The organism is Pseudomonas fluorescens (assembly GCF_003732425.1).
Classification (GTDB): Bacteria; Pseudomonadota; Gammaproteobacteria; order Pseudomonadales; family Pseudomonadaceae; genus Aquipseudomonas; species Aquipseudomonas fluorescens_BE.
On the sequence record NZ_MOBX01000015.1, the window covers coordinates 779,556 to 795,980 of the forward strand.

The 16,425-nt window shown below is 59.5% G+C and carries 16 protein-coding genes; 1 reads left to right on the plus strand and 15 read right to left on the minus strand.

Annotated features, from left to right (window positions below; genetic code table 11):
• Window positions 1–127: 127 nt before the first annotated feature.
• Window positions 128–1,807: a 2-isopropylmalate synthase gene (gene leuA / locus BK670_RS25455; RefSeq protein WP_025109209.1), complete on the plus strand. Its 1,680-nt coding sequence runs from the start codon at window positions 128–130 to the stop codon at window positions 1,805–1,807.
• Between the two features lie 144 nt (window positions 1,808–1,951).
• On the opposite strand, the gene BK670_RS25460 is transcribed toward leuA, so the two are convergent.
• The 15 genes from BK670_RS25460 to hscB form a co-directional block, all read right to left on the minus strand.
• On the minus strand, window positions 1,952–2,743 hold the full coding sequence (locus tag BK670_RS25460) for an amidohydrolase (protein WP_123453916.1): 792 nt from the start codon (window positions 2,741–2,743) through the stop codon (window positions 1,952–1,954).
• On the minus strand, window positions 2,731–3,879 hold the full coding sequence (locus tag BK670_RS25465) for a pyridoxal phosphate-dependent aminotransferase (protein WP_123453918.1): 1,149 nt from the start codon (window positions 3,877–3,879) through the stop codon (window positions 2,731–2,733). The genes BK670_RS25460 and BK670_RS25465 overlap by 13 nt, the downstream gene beginning before the upstream one ends.
• A gap of 166 nt (window positions 3,880–4,045) precedes the next feature.
• Window positions 4,046–5,515 carry a ribosome biogenesis GTPase Der gene (der, locus tag BK670_RS25470; protein ID WP_123453920.1) on the minus strand — a complete coding sequence of 490 codons (1,470 nt, stop codon included), beginning with the start codon at window positions 5,513–5,515 and terminating at the stop codon, window positions 4,046–4,048.
• Between the two features lie 139 nt (window positions 5,516–5,654).
• Window positions 5,655–6,806: an outer membrane protein assembly factor BamB gene (gene bamB / locus BK670_RS25475; protein ID WP_123453922.1), complete on the minus strand. Its 1,152-nt coding sequence runs from the start codon at window positions 6,804–6,806 to the stop codon at window positions 5,655–5,657.
• A complete protein-coding gene (locus BK670_RS25480) occupies window positions 6,799–7,440 on the minus strand; it encodes a YfgM family protein (RefSeq protein WP_123453924.1) in 642 nt (213 codons plus the stop codon). The genes bamB and BK670_RS25480 overlap by 8 nt, the downstream gene beginning before the upstream one ends.
• 41 nt (window positions 7,441–7,481) lie before the next feature.
• On the minus strand, window positions 7,482–8,771 hold the full coding sequence (hisS, locus tag BK670_RS25485) for a histidine--tRNA ligase (protein WP_016984369.1): 1,290 nt from the start codon (window positions 8,769–8,771) through the stop codon (window positions 7,482–7,484).
• A 37-nt stretch (window positions 8,772–8,808) separates the two neighbouring features.
• Window positions 8,809–9,918 (minus strand): flavodoxin-dependent (E)-4-hydroxy-3-methylbut-2-enyl-diphosphate synthase, encoded by a 1,110-nt coding sequence (gene ispG, locus BK670_RS25490; protein WP_003227888.1) that lies wholly within the window; start codon window positions 9,916–9,918, stop codon window positions 8,809–8,811.
• 3 nt (window positions 9,919–9,921) lie between these two features.
• Window positions 9,922–10,965 carry a RodZ domain-containing protein gene (locus tag BK670_RS25495; RefSeq protein WP_123453926.1) on the minus strand — a complete coding sequence of 348 codons (1,044 nt, stop codon included), beginning with the start codon at window positions 10,963–10,965 and terminating at the stop codon, window positions 9,922–9,924.
• Window positions 10,965–11,723 carry a type IV pilus biogenesis/stability protein PilW gene (gene pilW, locus BK670_RS25500; RefSeq protein WP_093430650.1) on the minus strand — a complete coding sequence of 253 codons (759 nt, stop codon included), beginning with the start codon at window positions 11,721–11,723 and terminating at the stop codon, window positions 10,965–10,967. Before pilW ends, BK670_RS25495 begins: the two co-directional genes overlap by 1 nt.
• Before the next feature lie 12 nt (window positions 11,724–11,735).
• Window positions 11,736–12,884: a dual-specificity RNA methyltransferase RlmN gene (gene rlmN, locus BK670_RS25505; protein WP_016984373.1), complete on the minus strand. Its 1,149-nt coding sequence runs from the start codon at window positions 12,882–12,884 to the stop codon at window positions 11,736–11,738.
• Window positions 12,885–12,912: 28 nt separating this feature from the next.
• Window positions 12,913–13,338 carry a nucleoside-diphosphate kinase gene (ndk, locus tag BK670_RS25510; RefSeq protein WP_007916882.1) on the minus strand — a complete coding sequence of 142 codons (426 nt, stop codon included), beginning with the start codon at window positions 13,336–13,338 and terminating at the stop codon, window positions 12,913–12,915.
• Window positions 13,339–13,426: 88 nt separating this feature from the next.
• Complete coding sequence (gene iscX / locus BK670_RS25515) at window positions 13,427–13,627, minus strand: Fe-S cluster assembly protein IscX (protein ID WP_008084655.1); 201 nt, start codon at window positions 13,625–13,627, stop codon at window positions 13,427–13,429.
• A gap of 14 nt (window positions 13,628–13,641) precedes the next feature.
• Complete coding sequence (fdx, locus tag BK670_RS25520; protein WP_007916885.1) at window positions 13,642–13,983, minus strand: ISC system 2Fe-2S type ferredoxin; 342 nt, start codon at window positions 13,981–13,983, stop codon at window positions 13,642–13,644.
• On the minus strand, window positions 13,983–15,848 hold the full coding sequence (gene hscA, locus BK670_RS25525; protein WP_123453928.1) for a Fe-S protein assembly chaperone HscA: 1,866 nt from the start codon (window positions 15,846–15,848) through the stop codon (window positions 13,983–13,985). The genes fdx and hscA overlap by 1 nt, the downstream gene beginning before the upstream one ends.
• A gap of 51 nt (window positions 15,849–15,899) precedes the next feature.
• Complete coding sequence (gene hscB, locus BK670_RS25530; protein ID WP_108226534.1) at window positions 15,900–16,421, minus strand: co-chaperone HscB; 522 nt, start codon at window positions 16,419–16,421, stop codon at window positions 15,900–15,902.
• Between the last annotated feature and the right edge of the window lie 4 nt (window positions 16,422–16,425).

Below are 16,425 nucleotides of genomic sequence, written 5' to 3' on the forward strand. Positions count from 1 at the left end.
GCAGCCTGTGCCTCGTCAGCGCACGACTGCCAGGCTGAATCGCTGCGCCTCGTCCCACGCTTTTCCAAGAACATTCGTTCCACCGGCAGGCCGCCTCTTTTCGGCCCAGACAATAAGGAATTTCCCGATGAGCATGCTCAAAGATCCGTCTTCGAAATACCGCGCGTTTCCCGTCATCAACTTGCCGGATCGCACTTGGCCGTCGAAAACCATCGACGCCGCGCCGATCTGGTGCAGCTCCGACTTGCGTGACGGCAACCAGTCGCTGATCGAGCCGATGGACGCGGTGAAAAAGCTGCGTTTCTGGAAGACTCTGGTGCAGGTGGGCGTGAAAGAAATCGAAGCCTCGTTCCCGGCCGCTTCGCAAACCGACTTCGACTTCGTGCGCACCCTGATCGAAGAAGGCCACATCCCGGACGACACCACTATCCAGGTGCTGACCCAGGGCCGTGAAGATCTGATCGAGCGCACTTTCGAATCCCTGCGCGGCGCGAAGAAAGCCATCGTTCACCTGTACAACGCCACTTCGCCGTCTTTCCGTCGCATTGTCTTCAACCAGGACAAGGATGGCATCAAGGCCATCGCCGTTAACGCGGCCAAGCTGTTCGTCAAGTACGCGGCGATGCAGCCGGACACCGAGTGGACCTTCGAGTACTCGCCGGAAACCTTCAGCGCCACCGAGCTGGAATTCGCCAAGGAAGTCTGTGACGCGGTGATCGAGGTGTGGAACCCGACGCCTGAGCACAAGATGATCCTCAACCTGCCAGCCACCGTTGAATGCGCGACCCCGAACATCTACGCCGACCAGATCGAGTGGTTCGGCCGCAACATCAACCGTCGTGACAGCGTGATCATCAGCCTGCACACCCACAACGACCGTGGCACCGGCGTCGCCGCCACCGAACTGGGCCTGATGGCCGGCGCGGATCGCGTCGAAGGCTGCCTGTTCGGCAACGGCGAGCGTACCGGTAACGTCGACCTCGTCACCGTCGCACTGAACATGTACACCCAGGGCGTCGACCCTGAGCTGGACTTCTCCGACATCGACGGCGTGCGCAAAGTCGTCGAAGAGTGCAACCAGATTCAGGTGCACCCGCGTCACCCGTACGTTGGCGATCTGGTTCACACCGCATTCTCCGGCTCGCACCAGGATGCGATCCGCAAGGGCTTCGCCCAGCAGAAACCGGACACCCTGTGGGAAGTGCCGTACTTGCCGATCGACCCGGCCGACATCGGTCGCAGCTACGAGGCAGTGATTCGCGTCAACAGCCAGTCGGGCAAGGGCGGCATCGCCTACTTGCTGGAGCAGGAATACGGCATCAGCCTGCCACGCCGCATGCAGATCGAATTCAGCCAGGTTGTGCAGCGTGAAACCGACCGCCTCGGTCTGGAGATGACCGCCAAGCAGATCCACTCGCTGTTGATCAGCGAATACCTGCAAGCCAACACCCCGTATGCGCTGGTCAGCCATCGCCTGCAGGAAGAAAACGGCAACAGCGCCGTTGAAGTGGAAGTGGCGAGCAAAGGTCAGGGCGAAACCAACCTGCACTGGCGCGGCAAGGGCAACGGTGCGCTGGAAGCACTGGTCGCCGGCCTGCCGATTCCGGTGGAGATCATGGACTACAACGAACATGCGATCGGCGCGGGCACCAACGCCAAGGCAGCGGCGTACATCGAGCTGCGTGTAAACGGCGAGCGTGCGGTGCATGGCGTGGGTATCGATGAAAACATCACCACCGCCAGCTTCAAGGCCCTGTTCAGCGCACTGAACCGCTCGCTGAGCCAGCCTGAGGCGAAAGCGGCGTAATCGACCGCTGAAATGTAAAAGGCCCCGGAGCGAACACTCCGGGGCCTTTTTGTTGAAGATCAAAAGATCGCAGCCTTCGGCAGCTCCTACATTGTGATGTCGTACACCATGTAGGAGCTGCCGAAGGCTGCGATCTTTTGCTTTTCAGGTGAACTCAAATGTGTCGGCATCCAGGTTCGCTGGAAAGCGTTCACGATAAGCCGCCAATGGTGCGGCTTCCAAAACCACCTTGAACACCCCGTCCGCCTCCCCCGCTGCCAGCAGGGTTTCACCCTGGAAATCCAGCACCTGACTATCACCGGTGTAAGCGAAGCCCTTGCCATCGGTGCCGACGCGATTCACCGCCGCCACGTAGCAAAGATTTTCGATAGCGCGCGCCGGCAACAGACGATTCCAGTGCAGACGCCGCGCGCCCGGCCAGTTGGCGGTGTACAGCAGTAGATCGGTGTCTTGCGCATCACGGCTCCACACCGGGAAGCGCAGGTCATAACAAATCAGCGGACGGATGCGCCACCCCTTGAGTTCGAACTGCACCTGACGTTCGCCGGGGGTGTAGTGGTTGTGCTCGCCGGCCATGCGGAACAGGTGACGTTTGTCGTAATGCAGCACTTCGCCGTCCGGCCGCGCCCACAGCAGGCGGTTGCGATGGCTGCCGTCGGCGGCCTGAATGATCACGCTGCCGGTAATGACTGCATTGAGCTTCGCCGCCTGAACCCGCAGCCATTTGCTGGTCGGGCCGTTCTCGGCTTCGGCGAGGGTCTCGGACTCCATGGAGAATCCGGTGGTGAACATTTCCGGCAGGATAATCAGATCCGCCCCCCGCGCCTGCTCCAGCAACACCTCGAAATGCTCAAGGTTGGCCTGGCGGTCATGCCAGGCCAGGCTGGTCTGGATCAGCGCCAGGTTGAGATCGGGTAACGCACTCAGATCACGCATAGTTTCGCCGCCGCTTCACGCAGCGTCTCCTCGCGTTTGGCGAAGCACAAGCGCACCAGGCGCTGGCCTTGCGGTGGGTTCTGGTAGAACACCGACACCGGAATACTGGCCACGCCGTGCTCGCGGGTCATCCACATTGCCATCTCGAAGTCGTTGAGGTCAGGGCGAATCTGCGAATAATCGACCAGTTGAAAATAGGTGCCGGTGACACGAGTGAAGCTGAAGCGCGAAGGTGCCAGCAGATCGCAGAACAAATCGCGCTTGGCCTGATAGAAGCCCGGCAACTCTTCGACGTGTTCTGGATGCTCGGCCATGTAATCAGCCAGCGCATATTGCAACGGCGTGACGCCGCAGAAACTGACGTACTGGTGCACCTTGCGCAATTCAGCCGTCAGGGCTGGCGGCGCAACGACGTAACCGGTTTTCCAGCCAGTGACGTGATAGGTCTTGCCGAACGAACTGACCACGAACGCGCGCTGATACAGCTCTTCATGGGCCAGTACGCTGACGTGCGGCACGCCGTCGAACACCAGGTGTTCGTAGACTTCATCGCTGATCACATAGATGTCGCGGTCACGGATGAGCGCTGCCAATTGATCCAGCTCGGCACGACTGATCAGCGCGCCGCTCGGGTTGTGCGGGGTGTTGATGACGATCATTTTCGTGCGCGGACTCAGCGCCGCGGCGAGCTGGTCGAAATCGATGGAGAAGTCGCCCGGGTTCAGTTGCACATGCACGCAACGACCGCCCGCCAACTCCGTCGCCGGTTCGTAGCTGTCGTAGCACGGATCGAACACGATGACTTCGTCGCCGCTGTGGATAACCGCCTGAATCGCACAGAAGATCGCCTGGGTGGCGCCTGGCGTGACCGTCACTTCGCTGTCGGCATTGACCTGCACGCCATAGCTGCGAGCGATTTTCGCCGCAATCTGCTCGCGCAGCGCCGGCAGACCGGTCATCGGTGAATACTGGTTATGGCCACTGGCGATGTGCCGACCGACCGCGTCACGCAGGGACTGCGGGCCGTCGAAATCAGGAAAACCCTGGGACAGGTTGATCGCTCCGGTTTGCGCCGCGAGCTGAGACATCTGCGTGAAAATAGTGATGCCGACATTCGGCAGCTTACTGGTGATCATCGGTAGCCCCTTGCAGGTGAGCTGCAAGTTTCAAGCGCCAAGCCATAAATCTCAAGCGGCAAGTTACAAGCTGCAAGCTAAAACCAGCGCCCACAAAAAAGGGCTCTGACAAGAGCCCTTTTTGCTTTTACTTGAAGCTTGCAGCTAAAAACTGGCAGCTGCTTCTTTATTTCTTGTCGCGGCGCTTCTTGTCGGCTTTTTTGTGGTGCGACATCAAGCGACGCTTCTTGTTGACCTGGCGGTCGGTCAGCGTGGTCTTGTTGCCTTCGTACGGGTTCTCGCCGCCCTTGAACTCGATGCGGATCGGCGTACCGACCAGCTTCAGTACACGACGGTAGGTGTTCTCGAGATAACGCACATACGACTTCGGCACTTTCTCGATCTGGTTACCGTGGATCACGATGATCGGCGGGTTCGCACCACCCAAGTGAGCGTAACGCAGCTTGATCCGGCGGTTGTTGACCATCGGTGGCGCATGCTCGCCCACCGCGTCTTCCAGAATCTGGGTCAGACGGTTGGTCGGCCAGCGGGTGACCGCCGACTTGAACGAGTTCTGTACGGACGCGTAGAGGTTACCCACGCCAGTGCCGTGCAGGGCCGAGATGAAGTGGATGTCGGCGTAGTCAACGAAGAACAGCCGACGCTGCAACTCGACCTTCACGTAGTCGCGCTCGCTCGGCGTCATGCCGTCCCACTTGTTGATCGCGATCACCAGGGCACGCCCCGATTCGATCGCGAAGCCCAGCAGGTTGAGGTCGTGATCGACCACGCCTTCGCGGGCGTCCATCACGAAGATCACCACGTTGGCGTCTTTGATCGCCTGCAGGGTTTTCACCACGGAGAATTTTTCGACTTCTTCGTGGATCTTGCCGCGCTTGCGTACACCGGCGGTGTCGATCAGCGTGTACTTCTCTTCATTGCGTTCGAACGGAATGTAGATACTGTCGCGGGTGGTGCCGGGCTGGTCATAGACGATAACCCGGTCTTCACCGAGCATGCGGTTGACCAGGGTCGACTTGCCGACGTTCGGACGACCGATGATGGCGATCTTGATCCCGTCTTTTTCGCTCGGGCCAGGAATGCGCTTGGCTTCCTCGCCTTCGGCAACGATCTCTTCCTCGCCTTCTTCTGGCTCTTCTTCGTCTCTCGGGAAATCACCCAGGGCGATTTCCAGCAACTGGGTGATGCCGCGACCGTGGGCACCGGCGATCGGGATCGCGTGGCCCATACCCAGCGGAGCGAATTCAGCGCGGGCCATTTCCGGGTCGATGTTGTCGACCTTGTTGGCGACCACGTGGGAACGCTTGTTACGTTTGCGCAGATGTTCGGCGATCATCTGGTCGGCGGCGGTGAAACCGGCCTTGGCATCTACCAGGAACAGCACAACATCCGCTTCTTCAATGGCCAGCAGCGACTGCTCGGCCATTTTTTCGTCCATACCATGCTCGTCACCGGAGATACCGCCGGTGTCGACCAGAATGTAGGAACGCCCTTGCCACTTGGCCTCACCGTACTGGCGATCACGGGTCAGACCGGACAAGTCGCCGACAATGGCGTCGCGAGTCCTGGTCAGGCGGTTGAACAAGGTGGACTTGCCGACGTTCGGTCGGCCCACCAGGGCGATTACGGGAACCATGCGGCTCTCCACTTCGTTATTTCAGAAAATACAAAAGCCGCTGCGAGGCAGCGGCTGGTGCTCGGGGCAACACTGCGGGAGTGAACAGGTCCACTTCCACAAGTGAAGCTGCCTGGGGTGTTATCCCCAAGCATAGTTGTTACTTGATGGTCAGGGCTTCCAGTTTGCCGCTGTTGCCATAGACATAAATCATGTCACCCACCACCAGCGGACGGGCACGCAGGCCGTCGCTGTCGATGCGCTCACGGCCGACGAAACGACCGTCAACCTGACTCAGCAGATGCAGATAACCTTCCAGGTCACCGACTGCAACATAGCTGGAGAACACTTCCGGCGCCGACAGTTGACGGCGAGCCAGCGAATCGTTGCTCCACAATGCTGTGGTGGAACGTTCGTCGACGCCTTCAACGGTGCCCGAGGACAGGCTCACGTAAACGCTGCCGAAACCCTGTGCGATACCGGCGTAGCTCGACGCATCGCGCTGCCAGAGTTGACGACCGCTTTCCAGATCCAGTGCCGCCACGCGACCCTGGTAGCTGGCGACGTACAGCGTACCGCCGGACAGCAGCAGACCGCCGTCGATGTCGACCACGCGCTCCAGTTCCGAACGGCCCTGTGGAATCGCAATCCGTTGTTCCCACACCGGCACGCCGTTGGAAATATCCAGCGCGACCACTTTGCCGGTCGACAGGCCAGCCACCGCGAGGCGGTTGGTCACGAGCGGTGCACTGGTGCCACGCAGGGTCAGTACCGCCGGAGTGCTGTCATACACCCAGCGCTGGGTACCGGTGGAAGCATCCAGACCGATCAGACGATCGTCCTGAGTCTGCACCACCACCACGTCACCGTTGTTGGCCGGCGGCGCGAGCACTTCGCTGTTCACGCGAGCGCGCCACTTCTCTTCACCATTGCTGGTGTCCAGAGCGACGACTTCGCCACGCAGCGTACCGATCAGAACCAGACCGTAACCCACACCAACGGCGCCGGAGACAGGCAAATCAAGATCCTGCTTCCACTTCACGTCGCCGTTGCTGCGATCCATGGCCATCACCACGCCGGTCACATCAGCGGCGTAGATGGTGTCACCGTCGATCGCCGGCACCAGCATGTTGTAGGTTTCGCCCTGACCGTCACCGATCGAACGACTCCACTGCTTTTGCAGAACCACTTCTTCTTTGAAGTCGGTCAGTTCGGCCGGTGGCAATTCTTTCTTGCTGTTGCTGCTGCAACCCGCGGCCAGAAGGGCCAGAGCCAGCAATGCTGCATGCTTCCAACGGATCACGTCACGCATCCCCTTTGGCCAGGTCGTCGAGCTTGATTTGAAGGCCACCGACCGCCGCTTCATCCGACAGTGCCGCCTTGGCTTTTTGATACGCCTTGTTCGCGTCATCGGTACGGCCCAGCTGGACCAGCAGGTCGCCCTTGAGTTCTTCGCGAGTAGCCAGGAACGCTTTGTCCGCATCGCCGTCGAGCAGTTTCAGGGCTTCGTCAGCCTTGTTCTGCGCGCCGAGTACCTGCGCCAGACGCTGACGGGCAATTTCGCCCAGCGCCGGGTTGGCCGGTTTGTCGACGATGGTTTTCAGTTCAGTCGCCGCGTCATCCAGCTTGCCGCTGTCAACGGCCACTTTGGCCACGAACAGGCTGCCGTACTGCGCGTAGGCAGAACCGCCGAATTCGCTGTTGAGCTTGCCGGCCAGATCCGCAACGCGGGCCGCATCAGGCTTGCCGTCAGGCGTCAGCGTGGTTTCCAGCAATTGCTGATAGAGCACCGAGGCGCCTTGCGACTGGTTGCTCTGATACTTGTGATAAGCCTGCCAGCCGAACACGATGACCAGCGCCAACAGGCCGCCGGTGACCAGAGGTTTGCCGTTGCGTGTCCACCAGTCCTTCAAATCCGCCAACTGTTCGTCTTCGGTACTCGACACCCCAATACTCCTTAATCGCTAAATCGGCTGTTTGGACAGCTTCAACCCTGCACGACGCAGGTGGCCAGGTGAGCGGCGAGCGCATCCCAGGCAATGCTTTGTTGTTCGCCCTGGCCACGCAGGGGTTTGAAACCTACCACTTGCTGGGCCATTTCGTCGTCACCGAGGATCAGTGCGTACAGCGCACCGCTCTTGTCGGCCTTCTTGAACTGGCTTTTGAAGCTGCCCGCGCCGGCATTGACTTGCAGGCGCAGGTTTGGAAGTTGATCGCGAACACGTTCAGCCAGGGCCAGACCGGCCAACTCGGCTTCTTCGCCGAAGGCGCACAGATAGACATCAACCTGACGGGAGATTTCTTCCGGGATCTGCTCCAGGGTTTCGAGCATCAGCACCAGACGTTCGATGCCCATGGCGAAACCGACGCCGGTGGTCGGCTTGCCGCCCATTTGCTCGACCAGACCGTCGTAACGGCCGCCCGCGCAGACAGTGCCCTGAGCGCCGAGCTTGTCGGTGACCCATTCGAATACGGTTTTGCTGTAGTAATCGAGGCCACGCACCAGCTTCGGGTTGAGCACGTACGGAATGCCGACGGCATCCAGACGAGCCTTCAGGCCTTCGAAGTGAGCACGCGACTCGTCATCGAGGTAATCGGCCATTTTCGGCGCATCGACCAGCACCGCTTGGGTGTCGGCATTTTTCGTGTCGAGCACGCGCAGCGGGTTGGTTTTCAGGCGACGCTGGCTGTCTTCGTCGAGTTTGTCGTGGTGCGCCGAGAGGTACTCGACCAGCGCTTCACGATAGCGACCACGGGACTCGCTGGTGCCCAGGCTGTTGAGTTCGAGCTTGACCGCATCACGGATACCCAACTCGCCCCACAGGCGCCAGGTCATGGTGATCAGCTCGGCGTCGATGTCCGGACCGTCGAGGTTGAACACTTCCAGACCGATCTGGTGGAACTGGCGATAACGGCCTTTCTGCGGACGCTCGTGACGGAACATCGGGCCGATGTACCAGAGTTTCTGCACCTGGCCACCGCCGGTGATGCCGTGTTCGAGCACAGCACGCACGCACGCTGCGGTGCCTTCCGGACGCAGGGTCAGGGAGTCGCCGTTGCGGTCTTCGAAGGTGTACATCTCTTTTTCGACGATGTCGGTCACTTCACCGATCGAGCGTTTGAACAGCTCGGTGAATTCAACGATCGGCATGCGGATCTGCTTGTAACCGTAGTTATCCAGCAGCCGCGCAACGGTGCCCTCGAAATATCGCCACAGCGGGGTCTGCTCGGGCAGGATGTCGTTCATGCCACGAATGGCTTGCAGAGACTTGCTCACTATAAATCCTTAAATTCGTTCGGCGCTTCAGTCAGGCTCAGCCGCGCGCAATAACCGCAGCGTCAGCTTCGACCTTTTCGGCCGCTTTCTGGCGGATCAGCTTTTCCAGCTCGTCCACCAGATTGTCATTCGTCAGTTTCTGCGACGGCTTGCCGTCGATGTAAATCAGGTTTGGCGTGCCGCCGGTCAAGCCGATATGGGCTTCCTTGGCTTCGCCGGGGCCGTTGACCACACAACCGATCACCGCGACATCCAGCGGCACCAGCAGGTCTTCAAGACGCCCTTCCAGCTCGTTCATGGTTTTCACCACATCGAAGTTCTGCCGCGAGCAACTCGGGCAGGCGATGAAGTTGATGCCACGGGAACGCAGATGCAAAGACTTGAGAATGTCGTAACCGACCTTCACTTCCTCGACCGGGTCGGCCGCCAGCGAGATACGGATGGTATCGCCAATCCCCTCGGCGAGCAGCATACCTAGGCCCACGGCGGATTTCACTGTGCCCGAACGCAATCCACCGGCTTCGGTGATGCCCAGGTGCAGCGGCTGAACGATTTCTTTCGCCAGCAAGCGATAGGCTTCGACGGCCATGAACACGTCAGAGGCCTTAACGCTAACCTTGAAGTCCTGGAAATTCAGGCGTTCAAGGTGTTCAACGTGACGCAGGGCGGATTCGACCAGTGCGGCCGGGGTCGGCTCGCCGTATTTCTTTTGCAGGTCTTTTTCCAGGGAACCGGCGTTGACGCCGATGCGGATCGGAATACCGCGATCACGCGCGGCATCGACTACAGCACGCACACGGTCTTCACGACCGATGTTGCCCGGGTTGATACGCAGGCAATCCACACCCAGTTCGGCCACGCGCAAGGCGATCTTGTAGTCGAAGTGAATGTCGGCAACCAACGGCACCTTGACCAGTTGCTTGATTTTGCCGAACGCCTCGGCGGCGTCCATGTCCGGCACCGAAACGCGGACGATGTCGACACCAGCGGCTTCCAGACGATTGATCTGCGCAACAGTAGCGGCAACATCATTGGTGTCGCTGTTGGTCATGCTCTGCACAGCGATAGGCGCATCGCCGCCCACCGGCACATTACCGACCCAGATCTTGCGCGAAACGCGACGTTTGATTGGAGATTCGCCGTGCATGACTTATTGACCCAACTTCAGGCGAGCAGTCTCGCCACTGGTGAACGGAGCGATATCGACCGGCTGGCCGTTGTAGCTGACCTGCGCAGCACGGGCAACGCCCAGGCGCACGGCGAGCGGCGGCTTGCCGGTAACAGAGACGCTATCGCCTTTATGCTTCAGACCACTGAACAGTACTTTGCCACGACCGTCCGTCACCTGCGCCCAGCAATCGGCGCTGAACTGCAGTTGTACCTGACCGTCGCCAGCCACCGGAGCGGTTGCTTCCGCCGTTGGCGCTGCAGTCGCAGGCACGACCGGTGCGGTGGTGGTCGGCGCTGGAGTCGCCGGAACATTTGGCGCTGGAGTTGTCGGGGTAGCGACAACCGGCGCCTGGGTATGAACCGGAGCGGTCGGCGTCGCAGCCGGAGTCACCGGTGCAGCTGGAGCGGTAGCCGGCGCGGCACCTTCGGCACCGGTCGATTCAGCGGTCGTTTCAGACTGCGGCAGTGCCAATTCAGTCGAACTGTCGGCCTGGTTCTCCGCGACAGCCTGATCTTCCGGCTCGTCGATCGGGTGAATCTGGGTGGTGCCGTCGGCACCTTCGACTTCGACGTGCTCCGGCGCCAGAGACGTCAAGTCCTTGGTGCGCTGCGACGTCTGATCCTGCCACCAGACGAAACCGCCACCGATGACCGCGATCAGCAACAGCAGGCTGACAATACGTAAAATGGTGTGGGAAACCCGTACAGGCTCTTCGATACGGCCGAGAGCATGCACGTTGCTGCCTTGGGAATCAGTGCCGGTGGACTGGTCGAATTGCTGAACCAGGACGGTCTGGTCCATGCCGAGCAATTTGGCATAAGCGCGAATGTAACCGCGAGCGAAGGTATGCCCCGGCAGCTTGTCGAAAGCGCCGGCTTCAAGATTGCTCAGGGAAGTCACGGTGAGGTTGAGCTTGAGGGCCACTTCGGCCAGCGACCAGCCATTGCTTTCGCGGGCCTGGCGCAGGGTCTCACCGGGGTTAACGCGATTCGCTGCTACAACTTCGGGATGCGCCGCTTTCATCATTGCTCCGACAGGTATTGCTGATATTCCGGCGTACCGGGATAGAGTCGTTTTAATTGCAGGCCATAACTGGCGGCCTTGTCGCGATCTTCAAACACTTTTGCCAGCCGAACGCCGAGCAATAGACTACGTGCATTTTGTTCGGTCAACTGGCTGAAACGGTCGTAATAGTCTCGCGCGGGCACATAATGCCTGTCTTCGAAGGACAACTCAGCCATTTCCAGCAGTGCGCGCGGTTGTTGCCGGTTCAAACGCAGTGCTTTTTCCAGCTGTTGCTGCGCCAGATCACGCTGACCGAGCTTCGCCGCCGTCATGCCGAGGTTTTCGAACACACGCGAACGCTCAGGATACAGGGTATCGGCGGCGGCCTGTTCAAAACGCTCGTAGGCTTCTTTATAACGCTGTTGTTCGTAGAGAAAACTGCCGTAGTTGTTGAGGATGCGCGCATCGGCGGGACGGGAGGACAAAGCCTTGCGGAAGTGTTCGTCGGCCAGCTCAGGCTCCATTTCGGACTGAAACACCAGGCCGAGGGCAGCGTTGGCGTCGGGATCAGAACCGTCGATTTCCAGCGCCTTCTTCAGCGGCACCTTGGCCCGCTCGGTCATGCCTTGCTGCAAGTATCCCAGCCCCAACTGCACGTAGGCAGCCCGCGCTTCATCGCGGCCCTTGCTGGTCTTCATCGGGTTGTAGTCACCCGACAGGACACAACCAGCACACAGGCTGGCCAACAGCAATAGCAGCGCAAAGCGCAGGGACATAGAGATCCTCTCTTAATTTGTGTTCGCGGCGTTCTGTGCCAGATCGCTGTCGGCGCTCAACTCGCGCACGGCGATGTAACGTTCGCTGCGACGGGTGCGATCCAGCACCTGCCCTACCAATTGACCACATGCAGCGTCGATGTCTTCACCACGGGTGGTGCGGACAGTGACGTTAAAACCGGCCTGATGCAACTGATCCTGGAAACGACGGATCGCGTTGTTGCTCGGACGCTCGTACCCGGAATGCGGGAACGGGTTGAACGGAATCAGGTTGATCTTGCACGGAATATTCTTCAGCAGCTCGATCATCTCAACGGCGTGCTCAACCTTGTCGTTGATGTCCTTGAGCAACGTGTACTCGATGGTCAGCACACGTTTCTCGCCAAGGGCGGACATGTAGCGCTGGCACGACTCGAGCAGCATCTTAAGCGGATATTTCTTGTTGATCGGCACCAATTGGTTACGCAATGCGTCATTCGGTGCGTGCAGGGACAACGCCAGGGATACGTCGATGTGCTTGGCCAGCTCATCGATCATCGGCACCACACCCGACGTGGACAGGGTCACGCGGCGCTTGGAGATCCCGTAGCCGAGGTCATCCATCATCAGATGCATGGCGGCGACGACGTTGTCGAAGTTCAGCAGCGGCTCACCCATGCCCATCATCACCACGTTGGTGATGGCACGGTCGACGGTTGCCGGGACACTGCCAAAAGATTTGTTGGCAATCCACACCTGCCCGATGACTTCGGCGGCGGTGAGGTTGCTATTGAAGCCTTGCTTGCCGGTGGAGCAGAAACTGCAATCCAGGGCACAGCCTGCCTGGGACGAAACGCACAGAGTGCCGCGTTTGCCCTGGGGAATGTACACGGTCTCGACGCAGCTGCCGGACGCCACGCGCACCACCCACTTACGGGTGCCATCGCTGGAGATGTCCTCGCTGACCACTTCCGGACCACGGACCTCAGCAATAGCCTTGAGCTTGTCGCGCAAGGCCTTGCTGACGTTCGTCATGGCGTCGAAATCATCGACGCCAAAGTGGTGAATCCATTTCATTACCTGACCGGCACGGAAACGCTTCTCCCCGATTGAGTCGAAGAATTTTTCCATTTCCTGTTGAGTCAGACCCAGCAGGTTGGTTTTTACAGTCGATGTAGTCATGGATTCACCTTCACTCTTAAGCCAATGCTTAGCGAGTGGTTACTTCAGTAGCTGCGAAGAAGTACGAGATTTCACGAGCAGCTGCGGCTTCGGAGTCCGAACCGTGAACAGCGTTGGCGTCGATGGAATCAGCGAAGTCAGCGCGGATGGTGCCGGCAGCAGCTTCTTTAGGGTTGGTAGCGCCCATCAGCTCACGGTTCAGAGCGATAGCGTTTTCGCCTTCCAGAACCTGAACAACAACAGGACCGGAGATCATGAAAGCAACCAGGTCGCCGAAGAAACCACGAGCGCTGTGCTCAGCGTAGAAGCCTTCAGCTTCAGCTTTGGACAGTTGCTTCAGTTTCGAAGCTACAACGCGCAGGCCGGCTTTTTCGAAACGAGTGGTGATTTCGCCGATGACGTTTTTTGCAACAGCGTCAGGCTTGATGATGGAGAAAGTGCGTTGAACAGCCATGGTGTAACTCCAGAAACAGTAATTTGCGAAAAATTAAACCCGCGAATTATACGCGGGTTCTTGGGTATTGCCTAACCTGCGAGGACGATCAGTCCAATTCTTCAGCCCAGAGCGTCTGGACCGCTTCCAACACCTTCTCGCCAACACGGCCAGAGGTGTTGTCGAAATCCGGCAGCTCTTTGATCCATTGCTGCAGATCGACGAAATTGACAGAAAACGGATCTACGCCCGGCTTGGCCTCAGCCAATTCTTCTGCAATACGTTGAACATCATTCCAACCGTAGCTCATGACAGTCTTACCAGTCAGTGCGGCGCTTCAGCCGCATGGTTAAGCGAATATTTCGGAATTTCGACGGTGATGTCTTCTTCACCAACGATAGCCTGGCAAGCCAGACGCGATTGCGCTTCCAGACCCCAGGCACGATCGAGGAAGTCTTCTTCCAGCTCGTCGGCCTCTTCCATCGAGTCGAAACCCTCGCGGATGATGCAGTGGCAGGTAGTGCAAGCGCAGACGCCGCCGCAGGCGCTTTCCATCTCGATGTGGTGTTCGTGGGCCAGCTCGAGAATAGAGGTGCCGGGCGCAGCCTCGACCACCATGCCTTCAGGGCAGAACTTCTCGTGGGGCAGAAAAATGACCTGCGGCATCAGATATCCTCGATTTCATTCAGATTGCGCCCCGACAGAGCGGCTTTCACCGTCAGATCCATGCGGCGGGCAGCAAAAGCATCGGTCACTTGCGACAGACGCTTGGTCTGCTGCTCGATGGCGTAACCATCAGTGCCTTTCATCAGTTCGGCCAGCTCCTGCAACTGCAGATCGATGACCATGCGCTCTTCGGCGTCGAGCAAACGCTCGCCATCCGCCTCCAGAGCGCCCTGCACCGCTTCGATCAGGCGCTGGGCATCGACTTGCTGCTCACGCAGGACGCGAGCGACCTTGTCGTCATTGGCGTGCTGGAACGAATCTTTCAGCATCTTGGCGATTTCGCCGTCGGTCAGACCATAGGACGGTTTGACCTGAATGCTTGCCTCAACGCCTGAACCCAGTTCACGGGCAGACACGCTGAGGAGACCGTCGGCATCGACCTGGAAGGTCACGCGAATCTTCGCTGCACCGGCCACCATCGCCGGAATGCCGCGCAATTCGAAGCGCGCCAGCGAGCGGCAGTCGCTGATCAGCTCGCGCTCACCTTGCAGCACATGGATCGCCATGGCCGACTGGCCGTCTTTATAAGTGGTGAAATCTTGTGCGCGAGCGACGGGGATGGTGGTGTTGCGCGGAATCACCTTCTCCATCAGGCCACCCATGGTTTCCAGCCCCAGGGACAGCGGAATCACGTCGAGCAGCAACAGTTCGCCGCCATCGCGCTTGTTGCCAGCCAGCGTATCAGCCTGGATCGCGGCACCGATGGCCACCACTTGATCCGGGTCGATTTCAGTCAGAGGCTGACGACCGAAGGCTTCGGCAACGGCTTCGCGAACCCGCGGCACGCGAGTCGAACCGCCGACCATGACCACCGCGTGCACGTCTTCCAGCTCGATGCCGGAATCACGAACAGCGCGGCGGCAGGCTTTCAGACTGCGCGCGACCATTGGCTCGATCAGCGCATCGAAGGCTTCGCGGGTCAGCTGTGCTTTCCAGTCGCCGTAGACCACTTCGACGCTGGCCGCATCGGTCAGGGCTTCTTTGGCCGCGCAAGCGGTTTGCAGCAGATTGCGTTGTGCGCCCGGATCGAGATCGGCGGACAGGCCGGCGCTCTCGATGATCCAGCCAGCAATCGCGTGATCGAAATCATCGCCACCCAGCGCGCTGTCGCCGCCAGTGGCCAGCACTTCAAAAACACCGCCAGTCAGACGCAGAATGGAAATATCGAAGGTGCCGCCGCCCAGGTCATATATCGCAACCAGGCCTTCAGCGTGCTGATCCAGGCCATAAGCCACGGCAGCTGCGGTCGGCTCGTTAAGCAGACGCAACACATTCAGACCGGCCAACTTGGCCGCGTCTTTAGTGGCTTGGCGCTGAGCATCATCGAAGTACGCCGGAACGGTGATCACCGCACCAACCAGTTCGCCACCCAAAGTCGCTTCAGCGCGCTGACGCAGTACCTTGAGAATATCAGCGGAGACTTCGACCGGGCTTTTCGGGCCTTGCACGGTGTCGATGAACGGCATATGCGACTCGCCACCGACAAAGCGGTATGGCAGTTGCTCGCCCAATTGCTTGACGTCGGACAGACCACGACCCATCAAGCGCTTGACCGACAGCACGGTGTTCAAAGGATCAGAAGCGGCGGCCAGCTTGGCCGACTCGCCGACTTCGACGCGATCGGCATGGTAACGCACGGCGGACGGCAGGATGACCTGCCCGTTTGCGTCAGCCAACGGCTCGGAAAGACCACTGCGCAACGCAGCGACCAGCGAATTGGTAGTGCCCAAGTCGATCCCCACAGCCAGACGACGCTGGTGCGGTTGAGGACTTTGGCCGGGTTCGGCGATCTGCAGTAGGGCCATCGTGATCAGGACTTATCTGTATATCAGGCGTGCGACCGGAGCGGCACTGGGTTAATCGTCGAGGCGCTCTTCTAACTGGCGCACTTCGTAGGTGAGCTTGTCGAGGAACTGCATGCGCCGCATCAGGCGTTCAGCCTGTTCGCGTTGCGCTGCATCATCCCAACAGGCTGCGAAACTTTCGTTGAGTTCTTCCTGGGCCACCTTCAAGCGCCGCTTGAAGACCGCGACACCGTCGAGGTCGGCACTGTCCTGGAGGTCTTCGAGTTCTTCGCGCCATTGCATCTGCTGCAGAAGAAACTCGGGATCATGGACCGTGACCTCCATCGGCACTTCATGCCCGCTGATGGTCAGCAGGTAGCGTGCGCGCTGGGCCGGACTCTTTAGCGTCTGATAGGCGTCGTTGAGCCGCGCAGACTGCTCGAGCGCCGACCGTTGCTCACGCTCGGAAGCGTCGGCAAAGCGGTCAGGATGAACGCCTCGCGCCAACTCACGATAGCGCGCGGCCAACTGCTCGAGATCCAGACGGAAACCCGGTTGCAGCTCGAATAAAGCGAAATGACAAGGAATACCCACGACA